General features: G+C 33.2%; 17 protein-coding genes. 8 read left to right on the forward strand and 9 right to left on the reverse strand.

Features of this window, described 5'->3' with window-relative positions:
• The first annotated feature begins 122 nt into the window (after window positions 1–122).
• The 4 genes from JOOMADRAFT_RS07230 to JOOMADRAFT_RS07245 all read left to right on the forward strand — a co-directional run bounded on the left by JOOMADRAFT_RS07230 (window position 123) and on the right by JOOMADRAFT_RS07245 (window position 9374).
• Window positions 123–3182 (forward strand): SusC/RagA family TonB-linked outer membrane protein, encoded by a 3060-nt coding sequence (locus JOOMADRAFT_RS07230; RefSeq protein ID WP_008612278.1) that lies wholly within the window; start codon window positions 123–125, stop codon window positions 3180–3182.
• A 6-nt stretch (window positions 3183–3188) separates the two neighbouring features.
• A complete protein-coding gene (locus tag JOOMADRAFT_RS07235; protein WP_008612279.1) occupies window positions 3189–4589 on the forward strand; it encodes a RagB/SusD family nutrient uptake outer membrane protein in 1401 nt (466 codons plus the stop codon).
• Between the two features lie 244 nt (window positions 4590–4833).
• Entirely contained in the window at window positions 4834–8046 is a 3213-nt protein-coding gene (locus JOOMADRAFT_RS07240) for a SusC/RagA family TonB-linked outer membrane protein (RefSeq protein ID WP_050989667.1), read from the forward strand.
• An 11-nt stretch (window positions 8047–8057) separates the two neighbouring features.
• A complete protein-coding gene (locus JOOMADRAFT_RS07245; RefSeq protein ID WP_008612283.1) occupies window positions 8058–9374 on the forward strand; it encodes a SusD/RagB family nutrient-binding outer membrane lipoprotein in 1317 nt (438 codons plus the stop codon).
• Window positions 9375–9427: 53 nt separating this feature from the next.
• Here JOOMADRAFT_RS07245 and JOOMADRAFT_RS07250 read toward each other — a convergent pair whose 3' ends face one another.
• The gene (locus tag JOOMADRAFT_RS07250; protein WP_008612285.1) at window positions 9428–10024 is read right to left on the reverse strand and encodes a ribonuclease HII; all 597 of its coding nucleotides are present in this window, start codon (window positions 10022–10024) and stop codon (window positions 9428–9430) included.
• A 154-nt stretch (window positions 10025–10178) separates the two neighbouring features.
• Between JOOMADRAFT_RS07250 and JOOMADRAFT_RS07255 the strand changes: the two genes are divergently transcribed.
• The 3 genes from JOOMADRAFT_RS07255 (at window position 10179) to JOOMADRAFT_RS07265 (ending at window position 13755) form a co-directional block, all read left to right on the forward strand.
• Window positions 10179–12158 (forward strand): putative porin, encoded by a 1980-nt coding sequence (locus JOOMADRAFT_RS07255; protein WP_008612286.1) that lies wholly within the window; start codon window positions 10179–10181, stop codon window positions 12156–12158.
• Window positions 12159–12217: 59 nt separating this feature from the next.
• A complete protein-coding gene (locus tag JOOMADRAFT_RS07260) occupies window positions 12218–13306 on the forward strand; it encodes an aminotransferase class V-fold PLP-dependent enzyme (RefSeq protein WP_008612287.1) in 1089 nt (362 codons plus the stop codon).
• Between the two features lie 152 nt (window positions 13307–13458).
• Window positions 13459–13755, forward strand: coding sequence for an isoamylase early set domain-containing protein (locus JOOMADRAFT_RS07265; protein ID WP_008612288.1), 297 nt, complete (start codon window positions 13459–13461; stop codon window positions 13753–13755).
• A gap of 163 nt (window positions 13756–13918) precedes the next feature.
• On the opposite strand, the gene JOOMADRAFT_RS07270 is transcribed toward JOOMADRAFT_RS07265, so the two are convergent.
• From JOOMADRAFT_RS07270 to JOOMADRAFT_RS07305, 8 genes are all read right to left on the reverse strand, one after another.
• Complete coding sequence (locus tag JOOMADRAFT_RS07270; RefSeq protein ID WP_008612289.1) at window positions 13919–14689, reverse strand: hypothetical protein; 771 nt, start codon at window positions 14687–14689, stop codon at window positions 13919–13921.
• A 4-nt stretch (window positions 14690–14693) separates the two neighbouring features.
• On the reverse strand, window positions 14694–15653 hold the full coding sequence (locus JOOMADRAFT_RS07275) for an L-histidine N(alpha)-methyltransferase (RefSeq protein ID WP_008612290.1): 960 nt from the start codon (window positions 15651–15653) through the stop codon (window positions 14694–14696).
• An 18-nt stretch (window positions 15654–15671) separates the two neighbouring features.
• Entirely contained in the window at window positions 15672–16835 is a 1164-nt protein-coding gene (gene egtB / locus JOOMADRAFT_RS07280) for an ergothioneine biosynthesis protein EgtB (RefSeq protein WP_008612291.1), read from the reverse strand.
• A gap of 123 nt (window positions 16836–16958) precedes the next feature.
• Window positions 16959–17783, reverse strand: a complete 825-nt coding sequence (locus JOOMADRAFT_RS07285; protein WP_008612292.1) for a thymidylate synthase — start codon at window positions 17781–17783, stop codon at window positions 16959–16961.
• A gap of 475 nt (window positions 17784–18258) precedes the next feature.
• On the reverse strand, window positions 18259–19935 hold the full coding sequence (locus JOOMADRAFT_RS07290; protein ID WP_008612293.1) for a NupC/NupG family nucleoside CNT transporter: 1677 nt from the start codon (window positions 19933–19935) through the stop codon (window positions 18259–18261).
• 135 nt (window positions 19936–20070) lie between these two features.
• Window positions 20071–20694, reverse strand: coding sequence for a bifunctional nuclease family protein (locus tag JOOMADRAFT_RS07295; RefSeq protein ID WP_008612295.1), 624 nt, complete (start codon window positions 20692–20694; stop codon window positions 20071–20073).
• Window positions 20695–20780: 86 nt separating this feature from the next.
• Window positions 20781–21749 (reverse strand): electron transfer flavoprotein subunit alpha/FixB family protein, encoded by a 969-nt coding sequence (locus tag JOOMADRAFT_RS07300; RefSeq protein ID WP_008612297.1) that lies wholly within the window; start codon window positions 21747–21749, stop codon window positions 20781–20783.
• A 140-nt stretch (window positions 21750–21889) separates the two neighbouring features.
• The gene (locus tag JOOMADRAFT_RS07305) at window positions 21890–22630 is read right to left on the reverse strand and encodes an electron transfer flavoprotein subunit beta/FixA family protein (protein ID WP_008612298.1); all 741 of its coding nucleotides are present in this window, start codon (window positions 22628–22630) and stop codon (window positions 21890–21892) included.
• Window positions 22631–22807: 177 nt separating this feature from the next.
• Between JOOMADRAFT_RS07305 and JOOMADRAFT_RS07310 the strand changes: the two genes are divergently transcribed.
• Window positions 22808–23785, forward strand: a complete 978-nt coding sequence (locus JOOMADRAFT_RS07310; protein ID WP_008612300.1) for a pyruvate dehydrogenase complex E1 component subunit beta — start codon at window positions 22808–22810, stop codon at window positions 23783–23785.
• Window positions 23786–23796 lie beyond the last annotated feature (11 nt).

Here is a 23796-nt window from a genome sequence, read left to right on the forward strand (position 1 = left end):
AGAATTATGAATAATTGTGTTGTGTAAAATCTTTTAAATACGTAATATTTTATATGCATTTTTTTGTTTTTATTAAGAAAAAATTATGATATTGTAAGACGCTAAATTCAAATTAATTAAATATGAGATCAAAGTTTACTTGGATGCTAACGTTTTTTATGGCGTTAGTTTTACAGTTCTCCTATGCGCAGGAGAAGACAATTACAGGTATGGTGACAGACCAAGATGGTTTGCCGTTACCTGGAGCAAATGTAACTGTTAAGGGTACGTCCACAGGTACTCAAACAGATTTTGATGGAAATTATTCAATTTCTACAGCTGTGGGGAGTAAATTAGTTTATTCGTATGTTGGTCAGAAAACTGTTGAGAAAACAGTTGGAGCAGCAAGTACAATCAACGTAGTTTTAGAGCAAGATGCTCAGGCACTAGATGAGGTAGTTGTATTAGGATATGCTACTTCTAGTAAAGCCGAATTAACAGGATCAACTGTTCAAGTTGATGCTGCAGATATTGAGCAAGTTCCAGTAGCCTCTGTAGATCAGGTGTTACAAGGTAAAGTTGCTGGTTTAGTAATGAATAACTCTTCTGGTACACCGGGTTCTACTGCAGATATCCGTATTAGAGGTGTTAGTTCTATTACAGCAGGGAATAATCCTTTATATGTTATTGATGGGGTTCCTGTAGCAAATACAGATAATGCTGATAATCAAAATTCTGGTTCTTCATTGTCTCCTTTAGCAAGTATTAGTAGTAACAATATTGAAAGTATTACAGTGCTTAAAGATGCTTCTGCTACTGCTGCTTATGGTGCACGTGGTGCTAATGGGGTTATTGTAATTACTACTAAAAAAGGTAGAGAAGGAAAAACAGCTATTAGTTTTAACACTTCATATGGTTTTTCTAATGATGCTGTAGATGGACCAGACGTATTAACAGGGGCAGAAAGAGAAATGTTATTTTATGAGTCTTTATACAACTCTTATGGGGTTAGTGATGGTTTTTCTAGAGATGGAGCGAAACAACATTATGAAGATAATTTAGGATTATATGGTTCTGCATACTATGATTGGAATCAAGCAGGGAGACCTGAAGCAAATTGGGACGAAGTAGTAACAAATAAAGATGCAGCTTTTAGAGAGTATAACCTTTCAGCTAGTGGAGGTAATGAAAATCATAATTTCTATGCTTCATTAGGATATTTTAATCAAGAAGCAACTGTTATTGGTTCTGAATTTGAAAGAATTTCTGGACAGTTAAATTTTCAGAAATCATTAAATAGCAAATTAAAGTTTTCAACAAACAATAGTGCATCACATTCTTATCAAGATGGATTGTTAGAAACGAGTTCATATTTCTCTTCGCCTAGAACAGTTAAGTTTTTTGCTCCTCCAATAGAGCAACCATATGATGAAGATGGAGAAATCAACTTAAATACAACATTGCCTAACCCGTTATGGATTGCGCAAGAAGACATTGATGATTCTCAGTTAGTTAGAATTTTATCTAATAACTCATTAGAATGGGAAACACCTGTAGAGAATTTAAGATTTACTACACGTACAAATATTGATTATCAAGTATATAACTATAAACGTTACCGTAATAGAATTGATGGTGATGGAGCTAGTACAAATGGCTATGGTTGGCAATCTCATAGTAGTAGAGCTAACTATGTATTCCAGAACTATTTAGATTATACTTGGAATGTGTCAGATGAGCATTCTATTGACTTTAAAGCATTACAAGAGTATCAAAAAAATAGATATTATTATTTAGAGGCAGATGGAGATTCATTCTCTGATGATGGATTAACTAATTTAAACTCATCAGGTAATCCAACTACTGCTAATTCTTATTTTACAGATTGGTCAATTGCTTCATACATGGGACTTCTACACTATAGTGGTTTTAATGGACGTTATGTTTTTGATGCTACCTATAGAAGAGAAGGAAACTCTCGTTTCGCCGATGATAATAGATGGGGGAACTTCTGGTCTGTTGGTGGAGCTTGGAACATTCATAGAGAAGCTTTTCTTGCAGATAGTAATGTAATAAGTAATTTAAAATTAAGAGCTTCTTATGGAGTTACTGGTAATGCTAACATTGACTTGAATTTGTATCAATCGTTATTAAATTACGATTCAGATTATGCAGGTACTGGAGCATCTTATCCTGGAACTTTTGGGAATCAGAATCTTTCTTGGGAGACCTCTCATACTTATGATATAGGCGCGGATTTCGGTTTCTTTAACAATAGAATTACAGCTAATGTTGGTTATTACTATAGAGAGTCAAAAGATTTATTGCTTGAGGTTCCACTTTCTTTGACAACCAGTTTTGAAGAGCAAACACAGAATGTTGGTAGAATGGAGAATAAAGGTTTAGAGTTAGAAGTAAACTTTGATATTATCCGTTCACAAAACTTCAATTTATCTCTTGGAGGTAATATGGCAACTAACGAGAATAAAGTGTTAGAAACGGCAACAGATGGAACAGGAGAGCCAATTAATATAACTACAGGAACACGTAGAGTTGAGGCTGGACATCCAGTTTATGGATGGTATATGGTTTCTTACGCAGGAGTTAATCCAGATACTGGAGTTGACGAGTGGTATACAGATGGAGAAGGGAGTGCTACTACTACAACTTGGTCTCAAGCTAATCAAGTATGGCAAGGAGAAAGTGCTTTACCAACGCTTACGGCAGGTTTGAATTTGCATATTGATGCTTATGGTTTTTTCTTAGATGCTAATGGATATTATGCAGGTGGACACAAAGTATTTGAAGATTGGACACGTTATACCAATGGTACAGATAGATTTTCATTAGATCTTTACAATGGAGTAGATGCATTGCTTGACAGATGGCAAGAACCAGGAGATATAGCTAGATTTCCTAAAATGGAGTATACTGCAAAACCATGGCAAAACAGTAATAAGTTTTTATATGAAGGAGATTTTATTCGTCTAAGAAATTTAACTTTTGGTTATGACTTTAATCAAAAAATTACTGAAACTATTGGAATAGATGGATTAAGGTTATTCTTAAGAGGAACTAATCTTTACACATGGGTGAAAGATGATCGTTTAAAATACGATCCAGAGACAGCAGCAGATGGATTTACAAGTTTGACAACACCACCTGTTAAATCATTCATTTTTGGATTAAACGTTAAATTTTAAAAAATTATGAAGAGAATTAATTTTATATATAAAGTAGCATTTGTAGCGGTATCCCTAGTTGGGTTGAACTCGTGTACTACAGATGACTTAGATCCTTCTACCGAACAGAATAAACCTGTAGAAGGGGGAATAACTACGGTAAGTAACCTTGAAGGAATTATTAAAGGAGCTTATAGCGCAATGACCTCAAGTGAATATTATGGTAGAGACTATATCATAACAAATGAGGTAAGAACAGATAACTGTTTTGCTAATGGTAGTTCTGGGCGTTTTACTACAGAAGCTCAAATGGCATATAATGAGAACAATGATTATATCTGGGATAATGCTTATGATGTGATAGCATCTGCAAATATTGTTATTAATCAGGATGTTAGTGTGCTTGAAGGGGATTTAGATTATGCAAAACACCTTCAAGGTCAAGCATATACCCTTAGAGCTTTAGCGCATTTCGATTTGTTGAAGTCATATGGTCAAATGCATGCTGGAGGAACACTTGGAGTTCCATATGTAACTGAATTTAAAGGAGAGGATTTATTTCCTAGTAGAAATACAATTGAAGAAAACAAAACAGCAATTGCAGCAGACTTTCAAGCTGGATTTGATATGATGAGCACTGCTTATAATGATTCTTCAAAAGAATTCTTAAATAAATATGCTGCAAAAGCTTTACAATCTAGATTTAATGTATATTTTGGAATGTGGCCAGAAGCTAAGACCGCGGCAGAAGCTGTAATTAACTCAAAGTTATATTCAGTTTTATCTGCTAGTGATTTTGTAGGATCTTGGACACAAGATGGATCTTCAAATTCAATCTTTGAATTAGCTTATAGTGCAACAGATAACCAAGGAATTAATGGACTTGCTTATATCTATAGATTAGGTCCAGCAGGTAGTTATGGAGATATTCAGGTTATTGATGAGGTTGCAACCCTTTTTGAAGATACAGATGTTAGAGGACTCTTACCAGATGACGATGATGAGCCAACAGGAATTTTAGGATATGAAGATAATATGTTGAGAAACATAGGGAAGTATCCAGACAATAGAGGGTATGATAATGTTCCTGTAATTCGTTATGAAGAAGTAATCCTTAACTATGCTGAGGCATTATTAGAAACAGGTGGAGATGCTTTAACGCAATTAAATATGATTCCTTCAAATAGAGGAGCTACTCCTTATACTTCTGCAACAAAGGAAAACATCCTTTTGGAGAGAAGAAAAGAATTGATGTTTGAAGGTTTCCGTTTTGATGATTTTGTACGAAATGGAATGGGAGTGGAGAAAGTTTCACCTCAACAAAATTTATTAAGTACAGTTCCTTATGGGGATTATAGATTAGCATACCCTATCACAAATGCAGAAACAAATGCTAACTCTAATATTGTTCAAAATGACCAATATTAAATAAACTTTTTATTTGAATTAATTGCTAATTAATTCCAAACCCACCAGATTCACTGGTGGGTTTTTTTACTTCTACTTTTTTTCTCTTCCCATAGTTTTGTAATCATTACTTCTAGGTAGGTGTAGTCTGTCTTATAATTTAAGTAAGTTGATACGTGTTATATTCTATATTTTGTAGAATATTTGTTTTTATTTAAGAAATATTTCACATATTAGTGCACGCTAAATTCAAATTAATTAAAATATGAGATCAAAATTTACTTGGATGCTAACGCTATTTATTGCGTTAGTTTTACAGTTTTCCTATGCGCAGGAAAAAACTATTACAGGGGTGGTATTAGACCAAGATGGTTTGCCATTGCCTGGAGCAAATGTTACTGTTAAAGGTACAACCAACGGTACTCAAACAGATTTTGATGGCTATTATTCTATCGATGTTTCTGTAGGTAAGGTAGTAGTGTATTCTTTTATTGGACAAAAAACAGTTGAAAAAACTGTTGGTTCACAAAATGTTTTAAACATAACTTTAGAGCAGGATGCACAAGCATTGGATGAGGTAATAGTGACGGCCTTAGGTATTGAAAAGAAAAAGGATGATGACTTAAGTTCATCAACAACTGTTAACACAGAGGCGGTATCAAGAGCTGCGGAATCTGGTGTGATTCAGAGTATGGCAGGTAAAACCTCTGGACTTAAAATCACCAGAAACTCAGGTGACCCTGGAGCAGGTGCCTATATCCAAATTAGGGGGCAGAATACCATTAATGGTAATTCAAATCCATTAATTATTCTTGATGGGGTTCCTATTTCTAACACAAGTGTTGGTGGAGAAGTAGATGGTGTAACTCAACAGTCACGTTTAAATGATATTAATTCTGAAGACATCGAAAGTGTTACCGTTTTAAAAGGTGCTGCAGCTGCAGCTGTTTGGGGTACTGGTGCTGCAAATGGGGTGCTTATTATAAAGACAAAGTCGGGTAGGACTGGTGTTGAAAGACGGGTAGATGTTAATGTGAAGTCTTCTGTAATTGTAGATAAAATTAATGTTGAATTTGATAAACAAGGGAAGTTTGGTCAAGGAAGCAATGGAGTCTGGAATCCTTTTACAGGTAACTCTTGGGGAGATAAAATTTCTGATAGATTAGGTGGTGCAGACCAAGTAACTATTGGAAATGAGAGATTTGAATCTGAAACAGGAAATGTATATTACCCAATTACTTCAAAAAACTCAAGAGAAGTGTATAACCAAACTAATCGTGATCAAATATTTGGTACAGGATTTACTTTTGATAATTCGGTGTCTGTTTCTTTTAGTGGGAATAATAGCAACACTTTTTTAAGCTATTCAGACTGGAATCAAGATGGAATAATTAAAGGAAATTCATCTTATAGAAGACAAACATTTAGAATTAATAATGGAGTTAACCTAACCGATAATATTACAGCTAAAATTACTGTAGGTTATACTAGAATTAATGCGTCTAGAATACAACAGGGGTCTAATTTAGCAGGGCTTTATTTGGGGTATTTAAGAACTTCTCCAGATTTTGATAATAGAGATTATATAGGAACATATTATGATGAAAATAATATTCCATCACAATACTCGCATAGAGGATATAGAGATTATTTAGGTTCTAGTGCTCCTATTTATAATAATCCAGGATGGACAATTAATGAACAGGAAAATCCAAATGAGGTGGAAAGATTTATTATTTCTCCACAAATAAACTGGCAATTAAGAGATAATCTTACTTTAACTGCTAGATATGGATTAGATTATTATTCAGATAATAGAAAGACATTTTTCCCTGTAAATTCTGCTGCTGATTTTGCACCTGGATTTTATTCTGAGTCAACTATTCAGGAAAAAACACAAAATATAAATGTTTTTTTACAGTCTAATTATGATGTGTCTGATAATTTTAATTTTGGTTGGATAGTAGGAACCAGTTTAGATAGAAATGAATATAGTAGACTTACAGGAGAATCTAGACAGTTTACCAATCCAGAGGTAGGCGACTTAAGACTATTTGGAAATGCAGAAACTATAAATGAAAAGCCAGAGAATTTTAAAGAAGAAACAAGAAAATCTGGAGCCTATGCTGTAATAAATGCAGAATTGTTTAATCAATTATTTTTTGAATTTTCAGGAAGGTATGAAAGGCCGTCTACAATCGAGAAAAATATATTTTATCCAAGTGCTTCAATAGGTTGGAAGTTTTCTGAGTTAATTAAAGAAAATAACTTTTTCTCTTTTGGCAAGTTTAGAGCATCATATGGAGAAGTTGGTATTGAACCAGATGCATATTCTACTAATACGTTATATAGTCCAAGAGGAATTAGTTCTTCATGGGGAGATGAGCTTACTGCAGGTGCTTATGGGAATCCTTTTACTCGTAATTTTACACTAGGAAATTCTGATATTAAAGAGGAGCGAGTTAAAGAATTTGAGGTAGGAGGAGATTTTAGATTTTTTAAAAATGCAGTAACATTAGGAATTACATATTATGATAGAGTTACTGAAGATGCAATTTTAAAATTAGACCTGCCTTCGCCTACTGGATTTAGTGAAGTAATAGCAAATGCAGCCGAAATTACCAACAAAGGTTTAGAGGTAGATTTGGGAGTGAAGTTACTTACAGAAGGGAATTTTAAGTGGTCTATGAATGCAAACTATTCTCATAATAGAAATGAAGTTACCGATTTAAGTGATGTTAAGTCAGTATTTTTAGCTGGTTTTACAGGAACATCTTCTAGAGTGGTAGAAGGAGAGGCTATAGGAACTTTATGGGGGAATAAATTTTTAAGAGATGAGAGTAATAATTATGTATTAAATGAATTCGGATTTCCTGAAGTATCAGGGGAAGAAGGCGTAATAGGTGATCCTAACCCAAATTGGATAGGAGGTATAGGTACGGTTTTTACTTACAAAGGAATATCATTATCTGCTCAGTTCGAGACTTCACAAGGGAATGACCATTGGGAAGGAACTAAAGGAGTGTTAAACACTTTTGGAATCTCTCCAGAAACTGCAAATGAAACATTAGCTACGCAAGATCTTACAGCAGCTAACGGAAGTGTTATTCCGGCAGGAACTGTTTTTAGAGGTAATATTGGAGATTTTGGAGCTGGACCAGTTGCATTAGATCAATCTTGGTATACTACAAATGGTGGTGGTTTTGGAAATCAAAGTGAAACGTTTATAAGTGATGCCTCATGGACTAGATTGAGAGAATTGTCTTTAGGGTATGAATTCCCAAAAACAATGTTAGATAAAGTTGGTTTTTCAAATATGTCAATTACTCTATCAGGTAGAAATTTATTTTTATGGACTGATATTGAAGGATTTGATCCTGATCTAAACTTGACAGGAGCATCGCTAGGTAGAGGGTTAGATTACTTTACTAATCCAGCAACTCAATCTTATGTATTCACACTTAAATTTGGATTTTAATAAAAGTAAATATGAAAACAATAAATAAAATAATAACATTATGTTTTGGGATAGCTTTATTAATCTCTTGTAATCAATACACTGATGGAATTAATGAAGACCCAAATAATTTTCAAAATGCCCCAGCAGAATTATTAATTGGTCAGGGTAACTTAGCCGTAATTAAGTTGTCAGAAAGTCAGTCATCTAGAGTAGCTGGGATTTGGGTGGATCATTTTACAGGTAGTGATAGGCAATATGAATTATTACAAATTTATGGAACAACAGCATCAGATTATGATGATGATTGGGATGATATTTATACAAATGGATTAGCTCAAGCTAAATTAGCAGAAGATGGAGCGGTAGAAATTGAAAATCCAATTTTAGAAGGTGTTGCGCAAATACAGCAGGCCATTCTCTTAGGTGAGGCTGCAGCTTTATGGGGAGATGTACCAAATACAGAGGCTCTTGATAATGTTACTTATCCTAATCCAAATTATGATAATCAATTAGAAGTTTTAAGTTATGTGCAAAACTTGCTAACTAAAGCTATATCAAATCTAGGAGGAGTTAAAGTAAGTGATTTCTATAATAATGGTTATGTTTTAAATGAGGCAACATGGAAAGAGGTAGCACACTCTTTAAAAGCTCGTTATTATATGATTGTGAAAAATTATCCAATGGCTTTACTGGAAGCAAAAATGGGTGTTTCTTCTCCAGAAGCAAGCTTGATGGCTTTTCATAGTAACGCTGAAGGTTCTAAAAATTTATATTATCAGTTCCAAGTAGAACTTCGAGGCGGATATTTAACTGCGGCTGGTCCAAGCCATCTTTACAATTTGTTAAATGGAACTACAGCTAGGTTGTTAGATACTCCTGGAGATTCAAAAAGACTTGCTTTTTATTTTAATGGAACTAATATTAACACAACAGAGGAAGGATATTTTGCTGTTGATGCTTCTTTTCCAGTTGTTTCCTGGATTGAAACTAAACTTATTGAAGCTGAGGCTGAACAAAGAGTTAATATGGGAACTGCTGGAGAGCCAGCTTTTACCGAAGTAAGAAATTATTTAGCAACTGCTTATGGAGATGTTTTTCCAACATCAACCTCATCAGGAGATCAATTACTTAATGAAATTTTAGAGGAGAAATATGTGTCTCTTCCAGGATCTTTACAAGTATTTCATGATGCTAGAAGAACTAAAAATGTATTAGGAATTCCTATTAAGAAACCTAATGGTACTTTATTACCGCAAAGATTTTTATATCCTCAAACAGAAATTAACTCTAACGATAATTTCCCTGGGTTAATAGATTTGTTTACACCTACAGAAGTAAACAAATAATTTTAATACGCAATAAATTCAATACAAAAACCCACCAACTTCGGTGGGTTTTTTTATAAATCTAATTTTAGTTGCTCTGGCAGTAGTCTAAAAGATAGACGATGGTATTTTGTAGTACCATATTTTTTTATGGCTTCTCGGTGCTCTTTAGTTGGATAACCTTTATTTTTTTTCCAATTGTACATCGGGTATTCTTCATGGATTTCTTCCATATAAGCATCGCGGTAAGTTTTTGCAAGGATGGAAGCTGCAGCAATACTTAAATATTTACTATCGCCTTTAATAATACATTCATATGGAATATCTTTAAAAGGTTTAAATCTATTTCCGTCTACAATAATATGTTCAATCTCACTATTTAGTTTATCTAGTGCATTATGCATGGCCAAAATAGATGCATTTAAAATATTTATTTCATCAATTTTAATAGGATAAATATGAGCAACGCCAAAACAAGTAGCTCCTTCTTCAATTATTGGTTTTAAGATGCTCCGTTTTAATGCTGTTAATTGTTTGGAGTCGTTAATAATTTTATTTTTAAAATTTTCAGGAAGAATAACTGCAGCTGCCGTTACTGGTCCTGCAAGGCATCCACGTCCAGCTTCGTCAGTTCCAGCTTCTAAAGAGAATTCACTATACGATTTATACATTTTAATCGTTATTTAGGAGCCTATATATGGCTAATTCAAAAAAGTCAAAGTTAAAAATAGATACGGTATTTTGTCTTTTTTCAGTGTAAAAATAATAAATCCACTTATATGGATTTCGTTCAAATAATATACCTTTGTTTTTAAATCAAAATGGATGAGATATTTTAATTTTTTGTTTTTCTTTTTAGTATTATGTCTTGGAGTGGCAAATGCTCAAGTTGAACAAGAATCTAATGTTGTTAAGGATACTACAATTGTTCTTACTAAAAAGGAAAATCCAACTAAAAAGAAAGGTGATGATTTTCCTATTGAAGATTATAAAATAATCTCCTATGCAAGAGATACTACCACTTTTGATACAACCCTAACCATTTATAAGGAATACAAATATAATTACCTTAGAAAAGACGATTTTGAGTTGCTCCCTTTTGCAAATGTTGGTCAGACATACAATATATTAGGGGCAGCTACCAAGGAGAAGAGTTTCTATCCAAGAATGGGAGAAGAAGCTAAGCATAATAATTATATGGAAGTTAGTGATATTGATTATTACCGAGTGCCAACTCCTACTACAGAGCTTTTTTATAAAACAGTAATGGAGCAAGGGCAAATTCTAGATGCATTAATTACCTTAAATACCTCTCCACAGCTAAATATGTCTATTGCCTATAAAGGGATGCGCTCTTTAGGGAAATATCAACATATTTTATCAAGTACTGGAAATTTTAGATTTACAACTAATTATCAAACTAAAAGTGGACGTTATTTATTGAGAGGCCATTATACTTCTCAAGATATTTTAAATGAAGAAAATGGCGGACTGGGAGTTCCAGAGCAGTTTACTTCTGGAGACGATGAGTTTACAGATCGTTCTAGAATTGATGTAAGATTTGAAGATGCAGAAAACTTCTTATTAGGGAAAAGATATTTTTTGGACCATGAGTTTTTTCTGTTTAAAGAAAAAGATTCTTTAAGAAATTACGGACTTTCCGTTGGACATCAATTAAATTATGAAACTAAAACGTACGAATTTAGACAGACTACAGCTAATTCATATTTTGGGGAATCTTACCAAGCATCTAATTTAGAGGATAGAGCTAAGCTAAAAACTTTTAACAATCAGCTTAATTTAAATTATAATAATAAAATAATAGGGCAAGCAACTTTCCTAGTAAACTATTATAAATACAATTATTATTTTAATAGTTTGGTGGTAAACGACAGCGCTACAATTACAAATCAACTACGAGATAATGAAATCTCCATTGGAGGAAAATTTAAAAAGCAAATTGGAGGTTTTTCTTTAGGGGGAGATTTTACGCAGAATATTGTAGGAGACTTAGGTGGAACTACATTTAATGCTGAAATGAATTACCAAATTACCGATGATATTGATGTAGATGCTAGTTTACATGCTTCGTCTCGTATGCCAAACTTTAATTTTTTATTGTATCAAAGTGATTATAAAGATTATAATTGGCAAAATACTGACACTTTTGAAAAGCAAAAATTAAGCACCATTCAAGGAACTCTTAATTCTAAAAAGTGGGGAAGTCTTAGTGTTGCTTATACTGTAAGAGATAAATATGCCTATTTTGAAGAAAATTTAGATACTGGAGATTCAATTTCTTCTGTTTTGGATGATGTACAAAGGGTTACGCCAACTCAATTTGATGGTTCTATAAATTCAATAAAAGTAAAATTGAGTAACGATTTACATTTTTTGCGTAAATGGGGACTAGCAAATACAATTATGTATCAAAATGTGAGTCAGAGTGAAGACATTATTAATGTACCGCAAATTGTAACTAGAAACACACTTTATTACTCAAATCATCTTTTCAAGAAAGCTCTTTATTTACAGGTAGGAGTTACTGCCAAATATTTTAGTGAATATTATATGAATTCATACAGTCCTGTTCTTGGGGAATTATTAATTCAGAATAGAGAAAAAATAGGAGGGTATCCAATGATGGATTTCTTTATAAATGCAAAAGTTCGTCGTACTCGTATTTATTTAAAAGCAGAACATTTTAACTCTCCCTTTGGAGATAATAATTATTATACAGCGCCAAATTATCCATATCGAGATTTTATCGTTCGTTTTGGAGTGGTTTGGAATTTCTTTACATAAAAGCTATTTTTCAAGGAGACGCATAACTTTAGTGCGTATAACTTTTTAATTGAATTGAAATGACGATAGATAATTTTTCAAAGGATTTTCCTTTAATTAGTCAATATACTTATGCTAATACGGCAGCTTCCGGACTTATGTATGAAAGTTTGATGGAATGGCGACAAGGACATGATATTGATTTCCTTATTGGAGGGAGTAAGTTTAGAGAGTCTTTAGATGTTCAGCTTGCTGAAATTCGTACTGCAGTTGCCAATTTTTTCGATTCAGAGTTTGAAAATACACTTTTAACACCAAATTTTTCTTTTGCACTAAAAGTGTTTATCAATGGAATTGATAAAGACAAAAGTGTATTGCTTTTGGAAGACGATTATCCCTCTGTAAATTGGCCTTTCAGTAGCAGTGGTTTTAAATCTGTTTCTTTTGCTGAAGTAAATCAGCATTTAGAGCAAAATATAAAAGAAGCATTTGCAAAGCAGCAACCAGATATTTTTGCATTTAGTATTGTTCAATATCTAAATGGAATCAAATTAGATTTAAATTTTATAAAAGATCTAAAGAAAGAATATCCTGATACTATTTTTGTTGCAGATGGAACTCAATATAGTGGTACCGAGAAATTTTCTTTTAAAGAATCTGGGATTGATGTTTTTGGTGGTAGCGGTTATAAATGGATGTTGTCAGGTTATGGAAATGGTTATATGCTCTTTAATAAAGAAATAGTTTCTCAACTATATCCTGTTTCAGTAGAATTTGAACCGCAAAAAGAAGCTTTTCAGAAGGGAAAAAATCATTTAATGTGTCATTTTGAACCTGGACATATAGACACCTTAAACTTTGGAAGTTTATTATATTCTATAGAACAATTTAATGAAATTGGAATGGATGCTATTGAAGCTCATTTAGCGTCATTGGCAAAACATGCTAAAGAAAAATTTACTGGTTTAGAGTTGCTTTCGGAAACAGTTACAGAGAGAAAAGAACATTCTACAATTTTTAATTTAAAGGTTACTCCTAAAATAATGGAGGCTCTAAAAGAGAGAAATGTGCTGTTTTCCTTACGTGGTTCTGGAATAAGAGTAAGTTTTCATATTTACAATACAATAAAGGATATTGATAAAATAGCAAACATCCTTAAACATAAATAGTTCTTTTTCTTTATTTTTATATAGTAAATTTTACATATTTCATTATTTCGTTAAGACTGTTTTATTAAAACGATAAATGTTTGGATGCTAGTTGTTTATTATGATTTAAATGTATTCTTTTGATACAAATTAATCATTAAATTTTATCAACTATGTCAGTTTCAAAACAATATTTAAAGTCTAGACCAGTTTGTAAGGTAACTTTTGTAGTTTCTGCAGCAGAAGCAAATGAGGTGGTAGTTGTAGGAGATTTTAACGAATGGAATCCAGAAGCAACAGCCTTAAAAAAACTAAAAAACGGTAATTTTAAAGGTACATGCGAAATTCCAAAAGATAACTCCTACGAATTCCGATATATTATAGATGGAAATTACACAAACGAACAAGAAGCAGATGGATTTCAATGGAATGATTTTGCTGGTACAGAAAACGCTATTTTATACGTATAAATAAACTACCTTAAAATCCTGTCTAAGCAAAAGGCTCAAGTCAAAAAGTTGTGGGATTTTAAAGATTGGAAGGTAAACCCATAAAATAAATTTAATTTATTTGGAAGCAGTGTTCTTTAATGAGTAAGGATACTACTTAAGGGCTTGAAATCTCTTTGAAGGGTTAAATACGTTTTATTAGAATAGTACTAAAATCTATATAGAAATTTTCAATGGTGTTTAAATCGTAATTATCTTCCACGGAAATAATAGCACCATTCCAATTTCCTAATACCCAATTCCCATTTTTTAAATTGGGTAATTGAGCGTAATTAATAGTGTTGTTGCTCCAAGCATACGCATAGTAATATGGAAGTTTGTTGACCTCCGTATCTGCAATAGCGTATCCTAAACCTATATCTTTTTCTTTATCAATATTTATAAGCATTCCTGTGTCAAAATGGTGTGGCCAAACATATATTGTGGTGGCATTATTATAGTTACTTTTTAGTTTTTCTAAGGCACGCTGTGCTATATTGCGTTCTTCTATTAACTGAAAAATAATTTTTTCATCATCAGTATCTAAAGCAACAAACGTATCAAAGTCTGTTTCTAGTTTAAATCCTAAGTTATAATGGAAGTTACCTGCCGATAATCCGTAATCTGAAATAGTTTCGCGGATCCAAGAATCAATACCGCTGTGAGTAAGACCAAGTAAATCGAGTTCTTTATATTCACTTTCTCGATAGATTCTCAATACTATGTCTTTGTAATTTAACTCAATATAAAAATCTTTTACTTTTTGAGATTGGAGAGCACTTTTTTCAATGGACCATATAAGTGCAGACTGACTATCATCTTCTTTTTTAGTAAGAAAACTGTTGGAAAAAGCAGCTAGGTATTGAGATAAATGATGAAATTTGTTTTGAATAGTATTTATGTGGAATTGATCCATAGTTTTATGCTTTTATGGTTAGTAAGAAATCTTTAAAAAGATTTTCAGAATCAACATACTGATCTATAACTTTTAAATTAGCTTGCTCGGCAAGCCAATTTACAGTAAGATCATCATATTTTTGAGAAATCTCTGTATGGATGGTTTCCCATGCTTTAAAATTTATTTCTAAATCTATTTTCTGAAGCCTAACTTTTAAATCTTCTTTTGCAACTAAATAGCTTTTTGCAGTCCCAGTCTCAGGGTCGTAAGTTTCCCAATGTAAGAATTTATCAAGATCAAAATCGGCATTCATTTCTCTGTTTATCCGCAACAATAAATTCTTATTAAAAGCTTCAGTTATTCCAGTTTTATCACTGTAAGCATCTATAATTTGTTGAGGGTTTTTCTTCATATCAAACCCCATAAATAGCAAATCTCCTTTATTCATGCTTGCTTGAATATTTTGTAAGAATTCAATAGCTTTTTCTTGTACCAAGTTCCCAATGTTTGATCCTAAAACTAAAATCACTTTTTTACGACTCTTATATTCAGCTAAACGATTTAAAACTTTAAAATACATTCCTTCTTGTGGAATTACTTTTAAATTTGGGAGTTCATTTTCTAGAGACTCTTTTAATTCTTTTAACGCATACTTGCTAATATCAATGGGTTGATAAGAGAAATTAAATTTATTTTCATTTAAATAACGTAACAGAACTTTTGTTTTTTTGCCATCTCCAGCTCCTAATTCTATTATATCAAAACCATTTTCATCATTAAAAGCTGCGGCTATTTTTTCAGTATAACTTTCAATAATACTGTATTCTGCATCTGTTAAATAATATTCTGGCATATTCATTATCTGCTGAAATATTTTATCACCTTTTTCATCATAAAAATATTTAGAAGATAACTTTTTAGGATATGAAGTTAGACCCTTGTAAACGTCTTCTTCAAAGGCATTTGTATATATTGTTGGCATAGTTTTTCTAGATATAGTTTATCTTTTGGCTAGTCTAATTCCAGTAAATTGCCATCTTAAATGCGGATGAAAAAAGTTTCGATATGTATAACGAGTATGATCTTTGGAAGTTACCACAGATCCACCTCTAAGTACTTTTTGATTTACCATAAACTTGCCATTATACTCGCCTAAAGCTCCTGCTGCTTTTTTGTAGTAAGGATAGGGGAGGTAGGCGCTTTCTGTCCACTCCCATCGTTTCCCCCAGTCAAAATAATCTTGAGCAACTTCCCATTCAAATTCTGTTGGCAAGCGTAATCCTCTCCATTCAGCATATGCAAAAGCTTCGTAGTAAGAAACGTGTGTTATGGGAGCTTCAAGGTTAATTGGTTTTAATCCTTTAAAGGTGTATTGATGCCATTCGTTATCAATTTTATGCCAATATAGAGGTGCTTTTATAGTGTTAGCTCGAATCCAATCCCAGCCTTCGGCATGCCAAAAATTAAAGTTGTTATATCCACCATCATTTATAAATTCAAGGTATTCTTCGTTGGTAATAAGTTTGTTTGAGATTTTATAGTTATGGAGAAAAACCTTATGTTTTCCTAATTCATTATCAAAACAAAAATCGTTTGTAGCGTGACCAATTTCATAAGTGCCTTCTGGAATTTTAATCCACTTAGATTTCTGTTTTTCAATTAGATTTTCTTCAAAAGTTTCAGAATAATGTGGTAAAAGCGGATTGTTTCCTAAAATATACTTTATATCTGTAAACAGTAATTCCTGATGTTGTTTTTCATGATGAATTCCTATGGTTACCAAACTGCTAATCTCTTCTGTTAGATTATCATCTAAAAATTCAGAGAGACAATTGGTAACATAATCTCGATATTTATAAACCTCTTCTACAGATGGACGTGTAAGATTACCACGGTCTGTTCTTAAAATTTTATCACCTACACTTTCGTAATAGCTGTTAAATATATAGCTAAATTGCGAATCAAATTCTTTATAATCAGGATTGTATTGTTTTAAAATAAACTCTTCAAAAAACCATGTTGTATGTCCTAAATGCCATTTTGGAGGAGATACATTTTCAATAGGTTGCACAACATAATCTTCTTGAGTTAATGGTGCACAAATTTCTTCCGTAGCGATTCTTGTTTGAAGAAAATTGCTAATAATTTCATTGGTTATTAACATTTAGTAACTTTTTCCTTTGTTTTTTTATTAAAAATAAGGATTTTAACGTATGCATTGCAAGATGCTTAGTTAAAAGTTGTTAAAAACCAATTTAACGATTAAAAAATGAATGTAATTTAAGAATTACACCGCAACAGCTCCTTTAATATGCGGATGGTGCTCGTAATTTTCTAAAGTAAAATCTTCAAACTTAAAGCTAAAAATATCTTTTACTTCGGGGTTAAGCTTCATTGTAGGCAAGGGTTTTGGCTCTCTAGATAGCTGTAGTTCTAATTGCTCTAAATGGTTGTTGTAGATATGAGCATCTCCAAAAGTATGGATAAAATCGCCAGCTTTATAACCACAAACTTGTGCCATCATCATTGTAAATAAAGCATAAGAAGCTATGTTGAAGGGCACCCCTAAAAAAATATCGGCACTTCGTTGGTATAATTGGCAAGAAAGTTTTCCATCGGCAACATAAAACTGAAAAAAAGCATGGCAGGGAGGTAAAGCCGCCTTTCCATTAGCAACATTTTCAGAAAACGAAACAGAAGTATCTGGCAAAACACTTGGATTCCAAGCGGAAACTAACATCCTTCTACTATTTGGATTGTTTTTTAAAGTCTCCACAACCTCCTTTATTTGGTCTATTTCTTCACTGTTCCAATTTCTCCATTGATGACCGTAAACGGGACCTAAATCTCCATTTTCGTCTGCCCATTCGTTCCAAATACGTACCCCATTATCTTGTAAGTATTTTACATTTGTATCGCCATTTAGAAACCATAACAGTTCATAAATAATAGATTTTAAATGCAGTTTTTTGGTTGTTACCATAGGGAAACCTTCACTTAAATCGAAACGCATTTGGTAGCCAAAAACACTTTTGGTTCCCGTTCCTGTTCTATCTCCTTTTTCATTTCCGTTTGCTAATACGTGCTTAACAAGGTCGTGGTACTGCTTCATTTGTTATATAATCTAAGTGAGAATTTTCTGGGCGTTCCCCAACAAAAAGGTTGGGGCGGGCTTTTCGCGGTACACGGTACCTTGCTTCAATCCCTAACGCAAACTTTTACGAAAATAGAAAAAGCCTCTCAATAATTAATGTAGGAACTTCTTAATTTATTAAAAGGTTATTAACGGTTTTGGGTCTTGAGATTAATGAGCCAGAAGTCGGTCCTGAGTTTTTTCGTACTTTGGACTTTGCAGCTCTACAAATTCGCAATTTCGCCTCTTAAAGAGTTACGATTTTACAAGGTTACGTTGTTACGAAGAAAGAAACCGCTAACTGAGTACTGAACACTCCTGACTTAGGACTTTGCAACTCTACAAATTCGCAATTTCGCCTCTTAAAAAAGCTATGAAGTTACGTTGTCATGAAGAAATATACAGAGCACTACCTACTGAATTTGCCTCTTTACCTCTTCACAACACATTTGACTTACCCAATAATCATTCCTGCAATTGTGGCCGATAATAATGAGGCTATAGAACCTCCAATAACGGCTTTCATTCCAAATTCTGATAAATTTTTACGTTGCCCTGGTGCTAATGAACCAATTCCGCCAATTTGAATTCCAATAGAAGCAAAATTTGCAAATCCACATAACATATAGGTAGCCATAATAACAGATTTATTGTAAGTAAAATGTGTAAGGCTTGTTATGTCTTTTAAGCTAGCCAATTGTACGTACCCTACAAACTCACTAGCTGCAAGTTTAATACCCAGTAATTGCCCCATAAGCATCATATCTTCTTTAGCAACCCCAATTAACCACATAAGAGGAGCAAAAATAAAACCTAAAATAGATTCCAATGAAAATGATTCATAAGGTGTATTATCAGCTAAAACGGTATTTAAAGTTGTAAGATCTCCAATCCAGCCTAAAACATAATTTATCATTGCAATAAACGCAATAAAAACTAAAAGCATAGCGCCAACATTGGCGGCTAATTTTAAACCTTCGGTGGTACCATTTGCTATGGCATCAAGTATGTTGGAACCAATTTTATCGGTAGAAACTTCTACATCTGTATTAACTTTTTCCTGTTGTGGATATAGCATTTTTGAAATTACTATTGCTCCTGGAGCTGCCATTACCGAGGCTGCTAACAAATGTTTTGCAAATTGAAGTCTAAGTTCTGGGTCATCGCCCCCTAAAAATCCAATATAGGCAGCTAACACACCACCAGCAACAGTAGCCATTCCACCAACCATAACAAGTAAGATTTCAGAACGAGTCATGCGCTCTAAATATGCCTTAATCATTAGTGGAGCTTCTGTTTGTCCTAAAAAAATATTTCCAGCAACCGATAAACTTTCGGCTCCAGAAATTCCTAATAATTTAGAAAGCACAATTGCCATCCCTTTTACTACTATTTGAATAACCCCTAAATAGAATAAAACAGAGGTAAGTGCCGAAAAGAATACAATAGTTGGAAGCACTTGAAATAAGAAAATAAATCCGAAACTGTCGGCATTCATTAAATCTCCTAGCAGAAATTCACTCCCTGCGGCTGTAAAATCTAGGATTAAAACAAAAATACTACCAATCCATTCAAAAGTATTTTGGACAAAAGAAATTTCTAAAACTCCAATAGCTAGTATTAATTGAGCTGCGAGTCCTATTCCTACTGTTTTCCAATTAATAGCTTTTCTGTTGCTGCTAAACAAAAAAGCTATGAATAGTAAAGATGCCATTCCTAATACACCTCTCCATAAGCTGTTAAAGCTAAAGCCTTGGTTTGGAATTAATTCTTGGTATTCTTGTTCAGAAACAAGAACATTATCTTGAGAAGGAGTTGCTATTAGTTGGTAGGAGTTTGTTTTATTTCCAAAAACCAAAGTAGAATCTGTTAGTTCGGTTACTTTATACCTTTCTAAACTATCGGTTGGAGCATCAAAATAAAATATGAGATTGTTATTCTGAAAGATATAACTCCCTTTATAGTTGTTGTTTTTTTGAGTGAAATTAAAGTCGCCTTCATTGAAATTCAATTTACTTATTGCAGATTTTGAAGTGGTATTTTCAGAAGAAGACCATTTTTTTTCAATGTCTTGTGCTACCAATGTACCGGTAAAACAAATTGCTAATAGTAGTAATAGTATTTTTTTCAACACGTTTTTATTTGTATCCTTATTTTAGGTAAATTTCTTTAAAATAACATTTATAATACTACTGTTATTTCCCTTATTAGGTGTTTAGCTTGGCGGGTTAATTCTGTTTTTTGTCTTAATTAGTTTTTTTAAAACTTAATTGTTTTCTCTTTTAGAAATTTCATCTCTAATTTTAGCAGCCTTCTCATAATCTTCATTAGCAACAGCACCGTCGAGCATGGTGTATAATTCTTGAAGAGAATATGTTTTATAGGATGTATCACTAGCTTTTGGAGCAGATTCTCCACTTAAAATTTCATCAACAATAATGCTTTCTTTTTCTTCTTCTCCTTCTTCTTTAGGCGAAAATTTGAGAAAAATTCCAGCTTTATCTAAAATGTTTTTATAGGTAAATATAGGTGCATTAAAACGTAATGCTAGGGCAATAGCATCGCTTGTTCTGGCATCTATTATTTCTTCAATTTTATCGCGTTCACAAATAATGCTCGAATAAAAAACACCATCCACCAATTTATGAATAATAACCTGTTTAACAACAATTTCAAAGCGATCTGCAAAGCTCTTAAATAAGTCGTGTGTTAAAGGTCTTGGTGGTTTTATTTCTTTTTCAAGCGCTATGGCAATTGATTGTGCTTCAAAGGCACCAATTACAATAGGGAGCTTTCTTTCTCCTTCCACTTCATTTAATATCAAAGCGTAAGCTCCATTTTGGGTCTGACTATATGAAATCCCCTTTATGTTTAATTTTACTAAACTCATACATCATTTAAAATAGCAAAGGCTGTCTAAACAATGGGCAAATCCCAAAATTTAGACAGCCCTTTAGGGGCACAATTTAACAAAAATTATGCGTTATTCGCTTTAAATTCTTTCAATTTTTCGATTAACTGAGGAACCACTTCGAAAGCATCCCCTACAACCCCGTAGTCTGCAGCCTTAAAGAAGGGAGCTTCTGGGTCATTATTAATAACCACTTTTACTTTTGAAGCATTAATCCCTGCCAAATGTTGTATAGCTCCAGAGATTCCTACAGCAATATAAAGATTGGCAGCTACTGGTTTCCCTGTTTGTCCAACATGTTCTCCATGTGGACGCCATCCCATATCGGAAACTGGTTTTGAACAAGCAGTTGCAGCACCTAGAACATCGGCTAATTCTTCAATCATTCCCCAATTTTCAGGTCCTTTTAATCCACGACCAGCAGATACTACAATTTCAGCATCAGCAATAGTTACTTTTCCAGTTACTTTGTCTACAGAAGTTACTTCCGTAGAGAAATCTCCTTCATTTAATTCAGGAGTAAAATCTTCCGTAGTAGCTGCAGCATCACTTTCTTTTAAACCGAAAGCATTTTTAGATAATCCTACTAATTTTACATCTGTAGAAATTTCTGTAATATTGAATGCTTTATTGGTAAAAGCGGTGCGTTTTACTTTAAAAGGACTTTCACTTTCTGGTAATGCAACAACATTTGAGGCATATCCTGCATTGAGATTAATAGCTAAAATAGGTGCTAAAAATTTAGCATTTGCACTAGAACTTATTACAATTACCTTGCTATTTTCTTTAGCAGCAGCTTGTTTTAAAACATCAGCATATGCTTTTGCATTAAAATTATTTAATTTATCATTTGTAACGGTTAAAACTTTTTCAACCCCGTATTTTCCTAATTCAGCGGTATCGGTTGCATTTACAGTTACAGCAGTAAGGCTGGTTCCAAGCATATCGGCAACGCCTTTTGCGTAAGAAGCAACTTCTAGAGCTGTTTTTTTAAGTTTTCCGTTTTCCGTTTCAGTATAAACAAGAACAGACATATGTTTTTAGTTAAAAGTTAAAAAGTTAAAAAGTTAAAAAGTTGAAGGTTGAAAAAGTTGAAAGTTTAGTATTTCTCTATGTAGAAAGAAATTTAATTTCTATTCAACTACCTACTTTTATCTTTTTACTTTGTATTTTGTTATATTACTTTAGCTTCGTTATGTAAAAGACTTACTAGTTCGTCCAAATTGTCTGGAGGTACTAATTTTATAGCGCCTTTAGCAGCGGGTTTTTCAAAGGCTACAGCCTTTGTGTTTGTACTAGCGTCTACTGGCTCAACAACATTAAGGGCTTTTTTACGGGCCATCATAATACCTCTCATATTAGGTATTTTTAGGTCGCTTTCTTCCACAAGACCTTTTTGTCCTCCAATAACTAATGGGAATGTAGTTTTTAAGGTTTCTTTTCCACCGTCAATTTCTCGAATTGCTGTTGCATTTTCTCCTTCAACCTCTAAACTGATACAATTATTTACAAAATTAGCATCAATTAAGGTAGCTAGCATTCCAGGAACCATTCCTCCATTATAGTCGATAGATTCTCTTCCTGCAATTATTAAATCAAAATCTTTAGCAACATTGGCTAATTGTTTTGCAACAAAAAAACCATCGGTTGGGTTTGTATTTATTCTTATGGCTTCATCTGCACCAATAGCTAATGCTTTTCTCAGTGTAGGTTCGGTCTCTGTTCCTCCAACATTCACTACTGTTACGGTAGCTCCTTGTTTTTCTTTGAACCACATGGCACGTGTTAATCCAAACTCGTCATTCGGATTTATAACAAATTGCACACCATTTGTATCAAACTTTGAATCTCCGTCAGTAAAATTTATTTTTGACGTAGTGTCTGGTACGTGGCTTATACACACTAATATCTTCATATTTTAGGTAATTTTTTGTGATTTTACTATATGTGTTACGAAGATACTGATAATTTACAAAATATGCTATGCATGCATAATATTTTTTTATTAAAATCTTATGGAGATAGTTCTCATAGAATTACTATTTTTGCTATGCTTAAATAAAATAGACTTTAATAATATCAAATAAAATAGATGAAAACAATTCAGTTTAGAGAAGCGGTATGCGAGGCAATGAGCGAGGAGATGCGTAGAGATGAATCGATTTACCTTATGGGGGAAGAGGTTGCAGAATACAATGGTGCATACAAGGCTTCTAAAGGGATGTTAGACGAATTTGGTCCTGAGCGCGTATTGGACACACCAATTTCTGAACTTGGTTTTGCTGGAATCGGTGTTGGTTCTGCAATGAATGGAAATAGACCAATTATTGAGTTTATGACCTTTAACTTTGCTTTGGTAGGGATTGACCAGATTATTAATAACGCAGCAAAAATCCGCCAGATGTCGGGGGGGCAATTAAATTGTCCAATCGTTTTTCGTGGTCCTACAGCTTCTGCTGGTCAGTTAGGAGCAACACACTCTCAGGCTTTTGAAAGTTGGTTTGCTAACTGTCCTGGTTTAAAAGTAGTAGTTCCATCAAATCCAAACGATGCAAAAGGGTTATTAAAGGCAGCTATTAGAGATGATGATCCAGTTATTTTTATGGAATCTGAACAGATGTATGGAGATAAAGGAGAAGTTCCAGAAGGAGATTATACTATTCCATTAGGAGTTGCAGATATAAAAAGAGAAGGAAGTGATGTTACCATTGTTTCTTTTGGGAAAATTATTAAAGAAGCATACAAAGCTGCAGACGAATTAGAAAAAGATGGCATTAGTTGTGAAATTATCGACCTTAGAACTGTAAGACCGATGGATCATGAAACTATTTTGAAATCTGTTAAGAAAACAAATCGTTTGGTTATTCTTGAAGAGGCTTGGCCTTTCGGAAATATCGCTACAGAGATAACGTATCAAGTTCAATCACAAGCATTTGATTATTTAGATGCACCAATTATTAAAATTAATACAGCAGATACACCTGCTCCTTATTCTCCTGTTCTTTTAGAAGAATGGTTGCCAAATGCAGGGGATGTTGTGAAGGCTGTAAAAAAAGTTTTATACAAATAAGCGAAATTTTT

It is taken from the genome of Galbibacter orientalis DSM 19592 (assembly GCF_000260115.1).
In the GTDB taxonomy this organism is placed as follows: domain Bacteria; phylum Bacteroidota; class Bacteroidia; order Flavobacteriales; family Flavobacteriaceae; genus Galbibacter; species Galbibacter orientalis.